The sequence below is a fragment of the Dyadobacter crusticola DSM 16708 genome (assembly GCF_000701505.1).
Lineage (GTDB): Bacteria > Bacteroidota > Bacteroidia > Cytophagales > Spirosomataceae > Dyadobacter > Dyadobacter crusticola.
On sequence record NZ_JNJB01000016.1, the window covers coordinates 110,984 to 125,863 of the forward strand.

General features: G+C 44.5%; 12 protein-coding genes. 6 read left to right on the forward strand and 6 right to left on the reverse strand.

Features of this window, described 5'->3' with window-relative positions:
- Position 1: 1 nt before the first annotated feature.
- From Q369_RS0118705 to Q369_RS0118725, 4 genes are all read right to left on the reverse strand, one after another.
- Entirely contained in the window at positions 2 to 1,795 is a 1,794-nt protein-coding gene (locus Q369_RS0118705; RefSeq protein WP_169739263.1) for an esterase-like activity of phytase family protein, read from the reverse strand.
- Between the two features lie 267 nt (positions 1,796 to 2,062).
- Positions 2,063 to 2,857: a hypothetical protein gene (locus Q369_RS0118715; RefSeq protein WP_031529311.1), complete on the reverse strand. Its 795-nt coding sequence runs from the start codon at positions 2,855 to 2,857 to the stop codon at positions 2,063 to 2,065.
- A gap of 327 nt (positions 2,858 to 3,184) precedes the next feature.
- Positions 3,185 to 4,903 carry a trypsin-like serine protease gene (locus Q369_RS0118720; RefSeq protein ID WP_031529312.1) on the reverse strand — a complete coding sequence of 573 codons (1,719 nt, stop codon included), beginning with the start codon at positions 4,901 to 4,903 and terminating at the stop codon, positions 3,185 to 3,187.
- Between the two features lie 78 nt (positions 4,904 to 4,981).
- Positions 4,982 to 6,499 carry a peroxidase family protein gene (locus Q369_RS0118725; protein ID WP_157488246.1) on the reverse strand — a complete coding sequence of 506 codons (1,518 nt, stop codon included), beginning with the start codon at positions 6,497 to 6,499 and terminating at the stop codon, positions 4,982 to 4,984.
- 313 nt (positions 6,500 to 6,812) lie between these two features.
- Between Q369_RS0118725 and Q369_RS0118730 the strand changes: the two genes are divergently transcribed.
- Complete coding sequence (locus Q369_RS0118730) at positions 6,813 to 8,774, forward strand: tetratricopeptide repeat-containing sensor histidine kinase (RefSeq protein WP_031529314.1); 1,962 nt, start codon at positions 6,813 to 6,815, stop codon at positions 8,772 to 8,774.
- Here Q369_RS0118730 and Q369_RS0118735 read toward each other — a convergent pair.
- A complete protein-coding gene (locus Q369_RS0118735) occupies positions 8,771 to 9,151 on the reverse strand; it encodes a hypothetical protein (protein ID WP_031529315.1) in 381 nt (126 codons plus the stop codon). The two genes, Q369_RS0118730 and Q369_RS0118735, sit on opposite strands and share 4 nt — an antisense overlap.
- Positions 9,152 to 9,339: 188 nt before the next feature.
- On the opposite strand from Q369_RS0118735, the gene Q369_RS0118740 reads away from it, so the two are divergent.
- The 5 genes from Q369_RS0118740 (at position 9,340) to Q369_RS0118760 (ending at position 14,079) form a co-directional block, all read left to right on the forward strand.
- On the forward strand, positions 9,340 to 9,981 hold the full coding sequence (locus Q369_RS0118740) for a response regulator (RefSeq protein ID WP_031529316.1): 642 nt from the start codon (positions 9,340 to 9,342) through the stop codon (positions 9,979 to 9,981).
- A 262-nt stretch (positions 9,982 to 10,243) separates the two neighbouring features.
- Positions 10,244 to 10,564, forward strand: coding sequence for a hypothetical protein (locus Q369_RS0118745; RefSeq protein WP_031529317.1), 321 nt, complete (start codon positions 10,244 to 10,246; stop codon positions 10,562 to 10,564).
- Positions 10,561 to 11,655, forward strand: a complete 1,095-nt coding sequence (locus Q369_RS0118750) for a hypothetical protein (protein WP_031529318.1) — start codon at positions 10,561 to 10,563, stop codon at positions 11,653 to 11,655. The genes Q369_RS0118745 and Q369_RS0118750 overlap by 4 nt, the downstream gene beginning before the upstream one ends.
- 56 nt (positions 11,656 to 11,711) lie before the next feature.
- Positions 11,712 to 12,803 (forward strand): hypothetical protein, encoded by a 1,092-nt coding sequence (locus tag Q369_RS0118755; RefSeq protein ID WP_031529319.1) that lies wholly within the window; start codon positions 11,712 to 11,714, stop codon positions 12,801 to 12,803.
- A complete protein-coding gene (locus tag Q369_RS0118760; protein ID WP_031529320.1) occupies positions 12,790 to 14,079 on the forward strand; it encodes an amidohydrolase family protein in 1,290 nt (429 codons plus the stop codon). The genes Q369_RS0118755 and Q369_RS0118760 overlap by 14 nt, the downstream gene beginning before the upstream one ends.
- On the opposite strand, the gene Q369_RS0118765 is transcribed toward Q369_RS0118760, so the two are convergent.
- The gene (locus Q369_RS0118765) at positions 14,076 to 14,828 is read right to left on the reverse strand and encodes a DUF5655 domain-containing protein (RefSeq protein ID WP_205624337.1); all 753 of its coding nucleotides are present in this window, start codon (positions 14,826 to 14,828) and stop codon (positions 14,076 to 14,078) included. The two genes, Q369_RS0118760 and Q369_RS0118765, sit on opposite strands and share 4 nt — an antisense overlap.
- Between the last annotated feature and the right edge of the window lie 52 nt (positions 14,829 to 14,880).

Here is a 14,880-nt window from a genome sequence, read left to right on the forward strand (position 1 = left end):
CCTAGAAAAAATCGGGTTTATCAAAGATTAAAATTACAGTCGGGTTCCCATTAGATTTAGCTCCTTTACTACGAAACGTGTCGGTAAACCAGGGACGGATTACCTTATTGCTACCGCTGTCCATGCCTACATATATCTTATCTTTTATAATCAGCAACGCTTCTGAAAACCCATACTTCTCATTGCCATTCCCTTCTGCATACATCTGTTTATAGGAGCCGAATGACGATGTAGTAGTACTTTTAAATGATACTTGGGCGACTATTCGGCCAGTGGAGTCGAGCTTTGATATTCTATGTTTTCGCCGTTCCAAGACATATAGATGATTTCCCAGAAACTGCAGGTCGGAAATGTCATCCGTCAGATCTCCCAAGGCAAAGAGAACTGAAAGATTTTCTTTCTGCTTCATATTTACTTTATAAATAATGGCAGAATCTCGTTCCTTGGCAAGGAACATGACTTTTCTTCTTGGATCTAACGCTATTCCCTCTAAGCCATCATTCTTTTTATAGCTTATCTTTCCGTTGTATGAATCTTGATTCAGTTTTTTTCCGTCAGCTGCAAATTGATAAACCGTTGAGTTTATGTTTTCGTCAATAACAAAAAAAGTGTTTTCGTATACTGCAATACCTTCAAAATTATAGATATTACTCTTGTTTTTTGGTGTAGTTACTATGGTATCAATTATTTGAAAGTTCCCTCTGTTTAGCTGAATTTGATAAATATCACTTCTATTATCGGATACGAAATAAATCCGGTTACCATCGTTGGCCAAACCGCTCAATTCAACCTTATCGGTTGGCTTTCCATTGTAATGAAGTACCTCCGATAAGCGCAACTCCGGCAAAATGGCTGGTAAGGCTGGTTGAGTTAGTCTGGGCTTGGGGGATGTCACCAGCGTTGAAGGCGATTTGCTACTTTGACTTTGCCCCCGGGTTGCAACATTGGTTTTTGGAATGAATTCTCCTTCACGAGACACTGTTTCCGGACCTTCTCCAGTCAGAGTGAAAGGGGTGCTGCTACCGACTTTTTTCCGTGGTATAGAATAGTCGTAATTGAGCGCGACAGAATAATACTTCTCATTGTTATAAGAGTTGGCAAAGCCGTGCCAATCCACGACGCCACTCAGGCCTTTGTATATCTTAAATTTGGCTGTTACCCGGACCGCATTGAAAAAAGCAGATTCATTGATGTATTCTTCGAAATAATGGCGGGTCTTTTTATTAAGATCATAACCAGCTCTGTAATATAATCCTTCCAGTCTGATTATTGATTTGAAATCAATTCCGCCTCCGATACCCACCTGCCACTGTTCGTACCCGTTCAGACCGTGTGCGCGGGTTCCCGTGTTTTCAATTAAAGGATAGTAGTTGATACCTGCCTTAACCGAGGCAAATAATTCAATATCCTTTTTCTGGCCGTTATCTATGTAACTTGAAACAATAAGTGTTGGTAAAAGACTTACCCGGCCCTGTTGCAAAGGTTTGAAACTGTTAAACAGGGGATCACTGCTTTTCAGTCTGCCTCCTAATGTGATTGCCGGATTTAACAATATCGATATTCTGGGCATTTTGACCCCATCCCCGTAAGAGTACAGGTGATTGTACTGAATGAATGCATAGAAATTGTTAGATTTTGTTGGAGCCAGAAGATAGTCGCCCAGGAAGACGCTGATTTGCTTGCTGCTATTCCAACTGGTGGTATCTGGTCCCGCAGCTGGCCTCTGCTGGCCACATACTGGTATTTTCGACTGACACAAGTTGAAGACAAGGACTAAAAGCAATGTTGTTTTCATGATATCTTCAATTTGAACCAGTCCTTTCTGTATTTCTTTTTTTCTGATCTTGCCCGTTGGAGCGGAGTGCATTCAAAATTCTCAAGTCCAGCGTCACGCCGACGAAAAAACCCACGTCCCAACGAAGGTTGGTTTGCTTGTTATCAAATTTCCCTGTGAAGAGGTCTTTCCCGAAATCGAACTTCTCATAGCCCTGAACAATGCGGTGCTGACCATAGTGAATACCGCCGGTGAAATTGCCTCCCTTTGAAAATTCGAAATTAAGCCCTAATAAAAATCTTTAAAGAGTTCATCACTCAACTTGGTACCAAAACTAAAGCTCCACTTCTGCCAGAAATTGAGTTCTTTATACCTGTAAAAAGGGTCCCGTGGGATTGGATAAAACAGCGCCATAATGGTTATCGCCTTCTGGCTGGTTTGGTTATCGGCATAAAGTGTTCCGTCATCAACCGTTTGGGTTATATTTTCCGGATTGTTCAGAGAAGACCCGAAAAAGCCGGCGGAAATGCTGACATGATAAGCTGCCGAACATGCGTTAAACGAAAAATTCTTGACCGGGCCCCCATCAACGCTGATGAAGAAATCAGCTCCCTGTTCGAAAGGGCCAAAGGGTTGGGAAGTGTAGTGCCTGATGCTGCCCTGTGATGCATCTTTTAAGGATTGGAACGATATTACTATCCCCTCTGCCTGCCTGGCCTCTCCACGAAAATTCACCTTTGCGTCTTCTCTTTTGGTAAAATACTCCATGACGTAAGTCACGTTGCTGCTGATACAATTTGGAAATTCCGTGCCGGGAATGCGTGTCAGGTCTTCTCCGATAAACAGGAATATCGTATTGTCTTCCTGATAAACTTTGTCTTGCTCAAATTTCGGATGCAGGGTTCTGATTGCTTCGAGATAGTCTTCTGGAGGTATTTTGGAAGCGCTTTCGGTAGTCGCCCCGACGGCTTCTGAGCCAGGATCAGCCACTTTGTTCAGGATGAACTCCCACAAAAGTGTGTCCTTTGTTACATTTTGTTCATTTACTATCTTCGTAAGCTTGCCGTGGAGCTGGATCTCCATCGGCCCTTGCTCTAGATTACCACTTAGCTCTGAAAATTTAACTTCAGCGGTATTACCGCTAATCGCAAAATCAGGAACGCTTAGTGCCGTTTTATCCCTTTGCCAAAACCGCCAGGAGCCAATATTGGCTAAATTCAGGCTATCGATATCTCCGATTTTTACAAGGATCGCTCCTGTTGAATCGGCTTCGTGTTTTGTAGGGCTGGAAGCGATGGGGAAATCCTTGAAAATATCAGCAAAGCGTTTTCAACTTGCCCGAAGCCATTGTAACAGATTATTAGCAGCAATAAGAATGAAAAAATCGAATTTCTCATGACTCTGTATGATTTAAGGTTGACCTGGCGTTAGCTGAACTGACAGTGTATTTAGAATTCTACGGATTGGGAGGACATAGCTTACGGAAACGTTATCGCCACCCACAATGATACCGACCACTTTGCCGTCGCTGGTGAATACAGGAGCCCCCGAATCCCCGGGTTGCGAAATCTTCTCGGTTTGGATGAGCTGTTTCATCACCTTCGGTTCAATGCCTTCATAATAAATACTTGGATTAGCACTCACTTTCAAAACTTTCTTGAAAGGTGACGGTTGTTTGGAGATAGCTCCCCAAGACTGCACTTTAAAGCTGCTATCTTCATCGCTTTTCTGCAGATCATAAATCTGACTCGGAGTAATCCCTCCGACGGATACGTCAATTGCGTGCTCGCTGGACAGCCTTGCGATTGCCGCATCGATGAAACTGTTCAATGTGCCGTCCTCGACCGCAGCTACAATATTGTGCGTCACATCTGGATCGAACCTCTTTGCGGGTGATACAAGGGCGCGGTTAAACGTTGTACCCCCATTTTCTATTTTGAGGATGTTTGCACTTAATTCTGGCTTGCAAAGAACATGGTAGCAGCTGAGCAGGAACGGCTGTGTATTGTTGCCAATTCTCCGAAAAACTTTTAAGCCAATGGTACCGGTTTCGTCAAGATTAATGCGCGAGACGCTGCTTCCTGGCCCCCTTGTAGCCTGAGTAACTATCGGAGCGGGCCTTTCCAGCACATCCGTAGGGATCTGATAGCCCTGGAACTCGACTCGCTCCGGTATTTTGTCCAGGTCATCTATGAGTTGCTCCTTTTTATTAACTTCGAATACAATGGCATTGGTGGCGGTCTTTTTATTCCTGATGTACTTTTTCCCGCTTCCGATGGCCTGTATATTGGGTAGCGTAGAGCGCCATTGTTCATCGTTTGCCTCAATCGCCTCAACAATCAGCTGCTGCTGCACCTCTTCATCCAGCTTCTCGAAATCTCCATCGGCCTTGCTTTGTGCAGTCTCGTTATTTCCAGCCGGCAGCACCAGATCTTTAATCCTGCCGAGAAGGTCGATTGTCCTTCCTGAAAAGAAACCCAGCACGTAGGACAAAATAATCAAGCCGTGCCTCAGGTTGTTAAGATTTACTTCCCCACTGGAAATCAATGCATTAATGCTGAGATAAACGACCAAAGTTGTGATTGGGGCATACAATAGCTTAGCGGCATGAATATATTCCTGATCTGTCTTGAATTCGCCTTTTGCCATTGATTCGGAAACATAGAAGAATAAGCTGCAAAGAACTCCGAACAAGCTCCAAAAGATAATTTCAAGAAAAACACCATCTTCGGTCAGCCAGAAATAGGAATGAACGCGCAGTTTAAAGTCTATTAGGAAGGATGCGGAAAATCCCGAATTAGCAAACTGTATCAAAACCTCCCTCAGCTCATTCCTGCTTTCTGAACTTAACTTGTACCTCGTTGTCACAAACCGTTCAACATTTTTGACAATAGTATCTTTGAGTGCGCTTGTCACTCTCTTCTTATCAGGACTGCTGCTGTCACCGGCAATATAGTTGTCAACTAATGCTGTAATATTCGCCTGTTCCTGGTCCGTGAAGTTTACAATCTCCTCCTGGTCATAAATTTTAAATGTATGCAGAATAGCATATGTTATTATGAGCACAATGAATATGGAACCGAATTTAAAAAACCAGTTCCGGTAAGAGTTGGTAAAAATGCCTTTCATTCTTGTATGATTTTAGGGGTTTGGCGAAGTGGCCTTGGCCTAAGAAGCGGGAGTCGGCCATACATCTATAATTCGGGGTCAGTTAATCCCAGCTATATCCAACGTCCCGCCAAACCTCAGCAGATCAACAATCTTATAAGAACTCGGATCATTGTTCATTACTCCGAATCTGGGCTTCCAGTCGGGTTCATTCAAAAATGAATCTTTGCTTTGTTTCAAAAGCCGGATAAATACTTCGCCTACGATTGCCCCACCAACGGGACCCAACTGATTTCCTTGATGGATCACTTCTGCTTCCTTCAACACGTAGTACCAAAGTGGTGTTTTCTTTAAAAGTAGCTTATTTGCTGACCGGAGAATTTCTACTGTGCGCTCGTGAAGCTGCACCTGGTTTGAAGTTGGATTTGCAAAAGGTGACCTTAACAGCTCTTCTTCTGTCAATGGTGTGACACCCAACTTATTTGCAACGGCATTTCCTGTACCTACTTTCAATGCGATACTTCTCGCCAGGTTCCTGGAAGACAAAGTGGCAAAAAACGAACCACCAGGCGCTGAGCCTGGTAATTGACTCATGCTAAAAGCCACCCTTGTGTCAATTTTTCGTGCCATATTATGGGCCGGAACGCCGTCAACGGTAAAGAAGCTGCGCCAGTTTATAATCCAGTCACTAGGCACCACTCTGCCTGTAAATGTAAATGCCCAAAAGAACTCCGATTTATCGAAAACCTGGTTAAAACGATAATTATCGCGGATTTGACTATGTCCAAAGCGATATGCTGCCACTGAAAATTCAACCGGCATAAAGAATTTCTTGCTAGCGGGCATAAGCTTTGGTCCATTCAGGAGAATCTCATCCACCTTTGTTTGGCCGATGATTTTTTGAAGATAATCATGCATCAAAACCCATTGATAGTGCCGCCTCACTTCCGTTTGCGCTTTAACAAACAGCTTGTCAGGTGCCAAAGCGGGATCTTCCAGCCGGATTGCATCTACAACCGCATTATGGAATTTGATCATGCTCATATGCATCTGCGCAACAAACAAATTCTCATCGTTACGAGGATCACCTATGATTGCTTTGCCGTTGATGTTTCTCTGCAAGTCAAATGGCATAACCCGAATTGTGTTGTCCGCGCCACCTACTATCGTATCCGCGATCAGCAACTTGACGCCTTCTGCGTCATACAGGAAGGAATCTACGCCAGGTCCATCTCCGTATACGCTATCCAGTTCAAGATTTGGCGTTCTGTAATTAATCAGGGTGCGCGCATCGCGGGCGACATCGATATCTGAATCTACATCCAGGGTAATATCATGGTCAACAAATTGCCCGAAGTACGTATAGCCCGATTCAATCGTACTATTTTCAATGTCAGCTGTTGCGGAGTCTTCAAGCATATTCAACCCTAAGTCTTCCAGCAACTTCCGGTTAGCCGGAGTATAATTAAGGCTTGATCTTGAATCAAACAGATAGCCGAACCGGTCGCTTCTACTATTTTCTACAAAGGAAGGCGACAATCCGAACATCGTTCTTCGAAACCCGTGCGCCAAACGTTTTGCCTTTGCTTCCGGGACTTCTGGCTGTTTTGTGTTCACGATTTATATTGTTTAAGGTGAGTAGTGATGCTTGTTAGAATGTCAGATCCAAGACAAAAGCAAGCAGAAATCAAAGCGTCCAACCGAATAACGGTAATTACTAAACGCAGGCGTCTTTGCCATTTTTCTATTTCCTAGAGCACAGAAATGCCAATTCAATTTCCCGCTTCTTGTTCACATCCGACATTTCAAAGGTCACCAGAACCAGGGACTATATAAATCCTTGATTAATACGATTTTGTATCCTAAAACTTAAGGATATTGTTTTTGTAAATAGCTGTATACTAGTTAAGTTTACCCAAACGCCTCCTCTATGAAAAAACTGCTGCTTATCCTGATCTTATGGCCGCAAACAGCCAATGCACAAACCGCCGCCATTGACAGTCTTAAAAAGGATTTACTAACAATCAGAATTGCACCTGCCGGTTGGGTATGTGATACCCTCACATGCAGAACACTCAAAGCGCTGATGCGCGCTTATGTGGATGTTGACATTGATTCTGCTTCCCGCTACAATGAGGCGCTGATCAGACTTAGCAAAAAACCGGGTTTGGAGGAATACCTCGTTTACGCTTACCAATATGCAGGCTACCTATATCAGGTGCGTGGAGATTATCATCAAAGTATCCGGTACCATTACAAGGCATTGCCACTGGCCGAGAAAATGAAGCAATACGAGAAAATGGCCGCTTCGCTGGGTTGGCTGGCGCATTCTTATGCAAGTCTTAAAGAATTTGGGAAAGCGTCAAAACTTTGCACACAGGGCTTGGCTGTACTGCGCGCACATCCCGACTCCTATATACAATCATCCATTCTGAATGTGCAGGGCGCGATTTACCGGCAGCAGGGGAATCTAAAAGCAGCACTACAGGTCAATCAGGAATTGTACAGGCTGGCGAAGCGGAACCATCACACCTGGTACGAAGCGCAGGGTTTGCATGCGATCGGCTGGGTTTACAAAGAAATGAACGCATTACCTCAGGCGCTCGACCATTTTACCCGGGCACTTGTATTGGCGAGAAAAACCGGCAGCGTCGATCTGGAAGGTAGTATTTTACTGAATATCAGCAATCTGTTTTATAGGCAAAATCAATGGAATGAGGCCCTCGGTTATTGCAACAAAGCCCGGGCAGTCGCGCAACGTGTCGGCAATAGCAGCATTGAGGCGGAAGCTTATGAGGCGCTCTCCAAAATTTTCAAGAAAATTAAGAAGCCGGAAAAAGCGCTTGCTGCGTTCGAGCACTTTGTTTTACTAAGAGACAGTCTTCTAAAAGAAAAGACTGCTCACCGCATCGAGACGTTACAGGCGCAGTACGACAATATCCATAAAACAAACGAACTGCAAAAGAAGCAGGCGGAACTGCTGGCCCAGCGCCGGACCCGCAATGGACTGTTTATTGGCATTGCCTCTATCTTGTTAATTGCTGGCTTATTGTTCTGGAATAACAAGCGCCTGCAAGCCAAGAACATGCTGATTAGCAAACAAAAGGTCAGGTTGGAAACCGCTAAGGCAGAGCTGGCATTCAGCAACAGCACGCTGGAAACCCGTGTGAAAATACGGACGGAGGAATTGGTTAAGGCGAATCGCGAGCTTACTACCAAGAATGAAGAAATTAAAAAAGCGCTTTTCAAAGGGCAGACTATTGAACGGAAACGCGTTGCAATCGAATTACACGATAATCTGAGCAGCCTGCTAAGTGCCGTCAACATGAGTATTCAACACATTAATCCCTCGCATTTATCTGAAACGGAACAATCCGTTTACCAAAACGTAAAGTACCTGGTGCATAATGCGTATGTGGAGGTACGTAACATTTCACATAATATCCTTCCGGCTGAGTTGGAGAAAGAAGGGTTGGTACGAACATTGGCTGCGCTGGTCGGCAAATTTAACCAGAATTCGCCATTGCAGTTCTCGCTGAGCATCGCAGGCATGGAGCAGCGGCTGCCTGTTGAGATAGAATTTAATGCTTACAGCATTATATTGGAGCTTATCAACAACGTGATCAAACATGCGAAAGCTTCGTTCGCCGGGATCAGTATACGCCGGACTGAATATGGCGTGGATATTGCGGTTACCGACGACGGCATTGGTCTTGGTGAGAATCAGGTGAAGCGCGGTGTGGGGCTTCAAAACATTCACACGAGGTTGGAGTCGCTCGGCGGGACGCTGGACATTACACTTCCACCGGGATCAGGCACGCGGGTAGCTATTAAGATTCCCATCGAATCGGATTGTTTCGACGGGAATTTTTCTCCCAGCTTATCCACTTAGGGAGGCGGGCCGGTCGGGTTCATCTTGTCCATGGTATCAGGTGCAGGCAGCTCGGCACTTGCCCAGGTAAGCTGCGGTGTAATAATATTCCAAAGCGGCTGGTACCGCTTGAAGTCTTCCTCATTGAACTGCGCATACATATCAATATTCAGAAATTTGATCGGCGGGTTCACGGGTGGCGGTATCTGCGACGGACTTTCCTGTGAAGGCGGAACGGTGCCTTGTTCTTTTCCCGGAATAAACGAGAAAAAAATAGGCTCAATGCCCGGATAGGCATTGCCTTTTTTATCACACATAATAAGAGTTAGCCGGCCATCAACGGCCACACCAATGTGCGCGAAACCTTTCAGACGAACATACTTGACTGGGTAAGACATGAATTTAAATTGTAGTTAAAAGTTGAAGGTTGACTGCAAAATTGGGCGATTAATATACCGGCAAAAATCCCCGGTTCTCATGATTTTACATCCTATAATTTCAGGATTTTTATAAACAGGTTTTAGTTATATCGTAGAGAGATTTAGCCGTTTCTCTGCTTTAAACAGAGATTTCAAACCCGAACGTTATGCGAATTTTAATTGCCGAAGATCACAGGATTTTACTGGATAGTCTTGCTATGCTATTATCAAGCATGAAAGATGTTGAGGTGGTTTCAAAACATACAAACGGAAGACAAATTTTAGCGGCACTGGAAAGAGATCCTGAAATCGACCTTGTGGTTTCCGATGTTCAAATGCCATTAATGGGCGGTCTTGAATTGACCCTGAAATTGCGTGATCAATTTCCAAACGTTAAGATCTGTTTACTCACGGTCGCAGACAAGCCTGAATCCATTAAAGAAGCGATCCGCGCGGGTGCCGATGGCTACATATTGAAAAGTGCCGATCGAAACGAATTGGAAATGGCCATGAACCTGATCTGCAACGGAACGAAGTACTACTGTGCAGAAGTACTGACGGTACTCGCCAAAGACGATTCGCCAGACCCCTTAGCTACCGGAGACAAGCCGCAAAGCATCGCCATTACCAAACGTGAACTGGAAGTATTAAGATTAATCGCACAGGAATATTCCGGGACTGAAATCGCCGAAAAGCTATTCATCGGCGCAAGTACCGTAGAAACCCACCGCAAGCACCTGATGCAAAAGCTCGGCGTGCAGTCTACCATCGGTTTGGTTAAATACGCATTGAAGTTCCAGATCATTTAATATCTCCCATCCTCGCAGAACGCTGCGCCTATTTTCTTGTCGCAACAAATCCTCCCGCAACCGCACCGGCTGCGCATTATCTTGTGTATTCCTGGTTGCCCCATTTGAATATCCCCTGATTTGAGGATATAAAATCACCATAATCAAGTATTTATTGCGGCTAGGAGAGTCCCGAATTTTGACATGTCGAAAGGAAGAGGCGAATGAATGTTTAGAGTATCTCACTGCAAACCCTATCCAGTAATTATAACCCAATTTTCGTATGAGCAAAGTCAATTTTACTTACGACGCGACTGTCACCGGCGCTTTCCAGTCATTACGATTTTATGCGGGTAAAGAACATATCGAAGACAATAATGGAATCATTCACTTTCGAGGAGAAATCGAGGAAGGGCACACAATGGTTATTACTTTCCGATTTGTGGCACCAGTAGGTACAAACTTCGATATTAATTATTCCTGCACCGACAATGATACTACCGACACTTATGAAGATCCGGACAAACCTTCGGTACATTCTACGAGCGTCACTTCGGGAGGTTTTTTAGATGAAGTATTTAACATTTCAATGGATAGACAATGAGATATACGGCTATCGTCGCGGTAATTGCGTCCCTGCTCGCAATTGACACAGTTAAAGCACAAGACTTCTTTGAAGACTTACAAGGAGAGTCTACCCCTGTCTTGGGTGGTGCAAACAACGGCGCACTGCTTTCAGCGCGCGCGAACATTGGAGACAACAGTCTCAAACTAAACCTCTTTAAAATTTTTCAGCTTAAAAAGCCTGGGCAGGCGACTCCGCCAATCACACCTCCAAGCATTAGTATACCCGGAGGAGTTGGCGCACCGCAAAACCCTTACAATGAGACAAGTCATGGTTTTGGCCTAAGTTTCAAGGTAAAAACAGAAGATGGGCTCGGAAGTGTATTCACTTCTTCCAAATTCGCATCAGGGTTTAGTGGAGGTGGATACTATGCATTGCGTAGAGTTTTTGCAGATCCAATCAATCAACGGGGTTCGTTTAAATACACGATCTTGTCAGGTTTATACACAAGAAGCCAATTCCGCTTCTACCGGCCTCAAAACTCTTTCGATACCCGCCTGTCAGACTTTCGGCCGTTCGACGGGTTTACATTCGGCCTCTCCACTTTTGGATATTCAACCCTTGCCCGCGATGCGACAAGCGGCCAGATTTTCGGCGGATCGCTTACATTCACCAAAACCAACAACTACTCCGCTTTGAGTAAGGTCGAAGTTAAAAGGCTTAGCAATACGCCCTACGGTACACCAGCTGACTCAATTCAGTCCGTAACATTGGTCGACGATAATGGGGCAACATATGCGGAGGATACGCCTGATGATGAATATGAAGAAAGTTTCAAGCTAAGGCTTCGCGGCAACTATGCCTACATTCCGGGTGCATTGGACAGCAGAGTGGCCCTTATTTTTTCCCCAACACTCAACTACGGTTTCACACAGAACCAGGTTACCGCTGATCTTAATATTGGCCTCCACTTGCTGAAAAAAGGACAACCAACCATCAGTCTCGCCGGAATATTCTTTGAGTTCAGCGACATTGGAAATACCGCGGATGATTCCGATCCATTCCTGAAACGAAGCTTTGCCATTGGTGTAATGGTTGGACTAAATGTCCTAAGCAATACGATCAAATAGCGCATATCAGCATCTCTTTATTTCAGCTGGTAATGCTACTCTAAACCTCTTATATCATGATCCTCCCAGACATTCCTATTCTCACTACCGCGTTGGCTATTGTCGTCAGCTGGGCGTTGTTTGCATTGTTTTGTAGTTACATTCTGGAAGCAATGATCCAGATCATCGCCGAGCGTGGAAAGTTTATGAAGGATTATCTTTATAAACAGTTGATGGACAATGTCAACGGGATCAACTGGGCCGACCGGATTTATTCTCACGGAACTGTTGATCTGCTGAGCCGCGATGCAAAAAAACCTTCCAATGAAATTTCCCCCAAACTATTTGCTGAAACGCTCATTGAGGTGGTTGGAAGTTCGCTTATTGTTCAAAGCCAGATAAGTAACCTTCATGCAAATGGCGTAATTGTCGGTTATCAATCAGCACTTTTGAAAAATTTCAAATACGCTACGCTTGTTTTAAAGCAGAGTGATCTTGTTTCACTTTTCAGACAGGCTATGAATTACGCCGAATTAAAGTCTGCAACCGGTCCGGGCGGCGCAATCAACGAAGTGGAGCTGCACAACTATCTGGTCGAATACCTCGAAAAATGGTTTGGCGAATTCACCCAAAGGCTTACCTTATGGTACAAGAAACTCACGCGGCAAAGGCTGTTCCTTCTGGGTGCACTTGTTGCTCTGGTTATTAATGTTGATAGTATTGAGCTCTTTAAATTTTATGAAAATAATCCGCGCGCAGCTGCCGAAGTAGTTCGCTTTTATAAGGAGCATCCAGACTTTTATGACGATTCAATTTCATCCGCCCAACTCCAATCAACGATCGCATCAGTTCCACTGACTAAGGCACAGACGAACATGCTTCAAAGTAGATTGACAGCATTACTACAATTGGAATCCACCCCAGCTCAGACCCGTCTTAAGGGCGAGCTTAGACAACTGATTAGAGAAACCAAACTACCCATTGGTCTGCAATACAATCTCTTCCAAGACAAATCAAATCCTCAACAAACGGAGGGATTTTGGAGAGATGTGCTGATTAAATTAATGGGCATCCTGATCTCAGGATTTGCCGCGAGTTTTGGCGCCCCATTCTGGTTCGACCTTTTGAAAAAAGCAACTAAACCTAAGCCCGACAATGCAGTTCTATAATGTACACAGCCACATTTTCAATATCCGGAATGCGCCGAGGAATTTTCTTAACATGTTTTTGCCTGATTTAGCTGCATGGCTGGTAGATAAGTTAACAAACACCTTGGTTTTTTCGGCCCTATTTCAGTTTCTCTTATCGAAGCTGGGCGGTAACCTCGGTAAGCGTTATGCAAGTTTTTTACAGGTTGGCAAAAGCCGGAATCAGCGGGAAATATTTGAATTGCTGAGAAAACAATATGACGATGATCCTAATATCAAAATCGTCGCACTTACCATGTACATGGAGCATTGCGGCGCGGGACCGTCACAAACTGGCTATGAAGGGCAGCTGGAAGGCATTATTGAAGTCAAAAAAGAAAATCCTGACAACCTGCTGGTCTTTATGGGCATTGATCCGCGATGGAAAGGTACCGGTAGAGAATTGAAAGAGACCGTAGAACGGTATTTTGACACAAAAGTACAGGTAAGCGGCGGAAGGTCGGTTTATCCATTCGTAGGCCTGAAAATTTACCCAAGTCTTGGATTCTATGCTTTTGACGAGAAGCTAAAAGAAACATTTGAGTGGGCTGCGCAAAACGGTGTGCCGGTTCTGAGCCATTGCAGCTATCTGGGCGGGATTTACAATAACGACACGGCGTTTGTCAATGCAAGCCTGAACCCGTTCGATGTTTACTCCGGGCAGCGCTATTCTGAAAATTTTGGGCAAGGCACACCGCCTCCAACTCCTGATAATTCAGTGAATCGCCTTAAATGGATTTTAGGTCAAAATGATAACAATCGCAATCTGAATACCTGCTCCTACTTTCTGGAACCGGCCAGTTTTGATTCGCTTCTTGACTACTTTAATAAGAAAGGCACGCCATTAAAGATCTGCTTTGCGCATTTTGGGGGAGATAACCACGTGCTGGATGAAGCCAATGGAATTACTCCCAAAGAGCTCTTCGGCATGAAGCAGGAAAACTGGTGTTCACAGATTCAGGGACTTATCCAAAAATACCCCGGTGTCTATACGGATGTTTCTTTTACCGTCGGAAACCCAAAAACACATCCGATATTCTTTAAATATTTAGAAGACCTAATACTACAAAAACGAATGCTGTTCGGGACGGATTTCTTCATGACAGAGCGCCTACTACCTGAAAAAGATGATTATGCAACATTCAAAAAAGCTGCTTTGCAAAAGACTTTTGACAACAAAAATGCGTGGGAGATCATGGCTTCGGAAAATACCGAGTCGTTTTTGGAAAGCAAGTACTATTCCCTAACTCCAAACTAATACAACACAGTCACCGCCTGCTTGACCAAACTCATAATGTACTCCAGATTCGCGGCATCATTGACCCTGATTTCATAGGCGCCATTGCCCCAGTGCCCAATGTTCGAAACATCCCTGGACAGATGCTTAGGATCGTCCAAACTTCCAATTTTCAGATTGATCCAGAATTTCAGACTTGTTTTCAAGACAAGCACGTCGGCAAATACCTTTCCTTTCACCGTAAACCCGATTACCATTTTTTGGGGCTTGATCTCGATATCAGGTCCCAGGTTAAGGATCGCATTCTTAAAAGTCTCATACAGTTCGACCGTCTCGTCGCTCTTGCCCGACAAATGATCTTCTTCCGAGTAAGGTTTGATTTCTTTGGCGAGCTTGCCTATTTCCGAATCGTCACCCTTTTGCATTTGCTTAATGCTCGGCGCTGACCTGGACTTTTTGATCTGATCAATCGTGAGCAGATTATTCTCAAACTGCTTGATCTCCCAAAGCTCAATGCCCAGATCTTTGAAATTGGTCGACTGTTTCTGAAAGTCCGTAAAAGAGGGGGAAACGAATATGATCCGGCTCTGCGACCAGTCTATATCGGTTCGTTTAAGGCTTTCGCCATAGGCTTCGTTGTATTCCACAAGGAAGTCAGCCCGGTAATCCAGCATCAGATTGAGATACGAAACACCCTGATCCACCACGCTGTAATTTTGACTGCGCTTGTGTACGCTTCCCCAAAAATAGAGTGGTGATGAATTAGACAAATTTTCTAATTTTAATCTGCTATGAAGGGAAAAACGTTCACCGCGCGGCGTC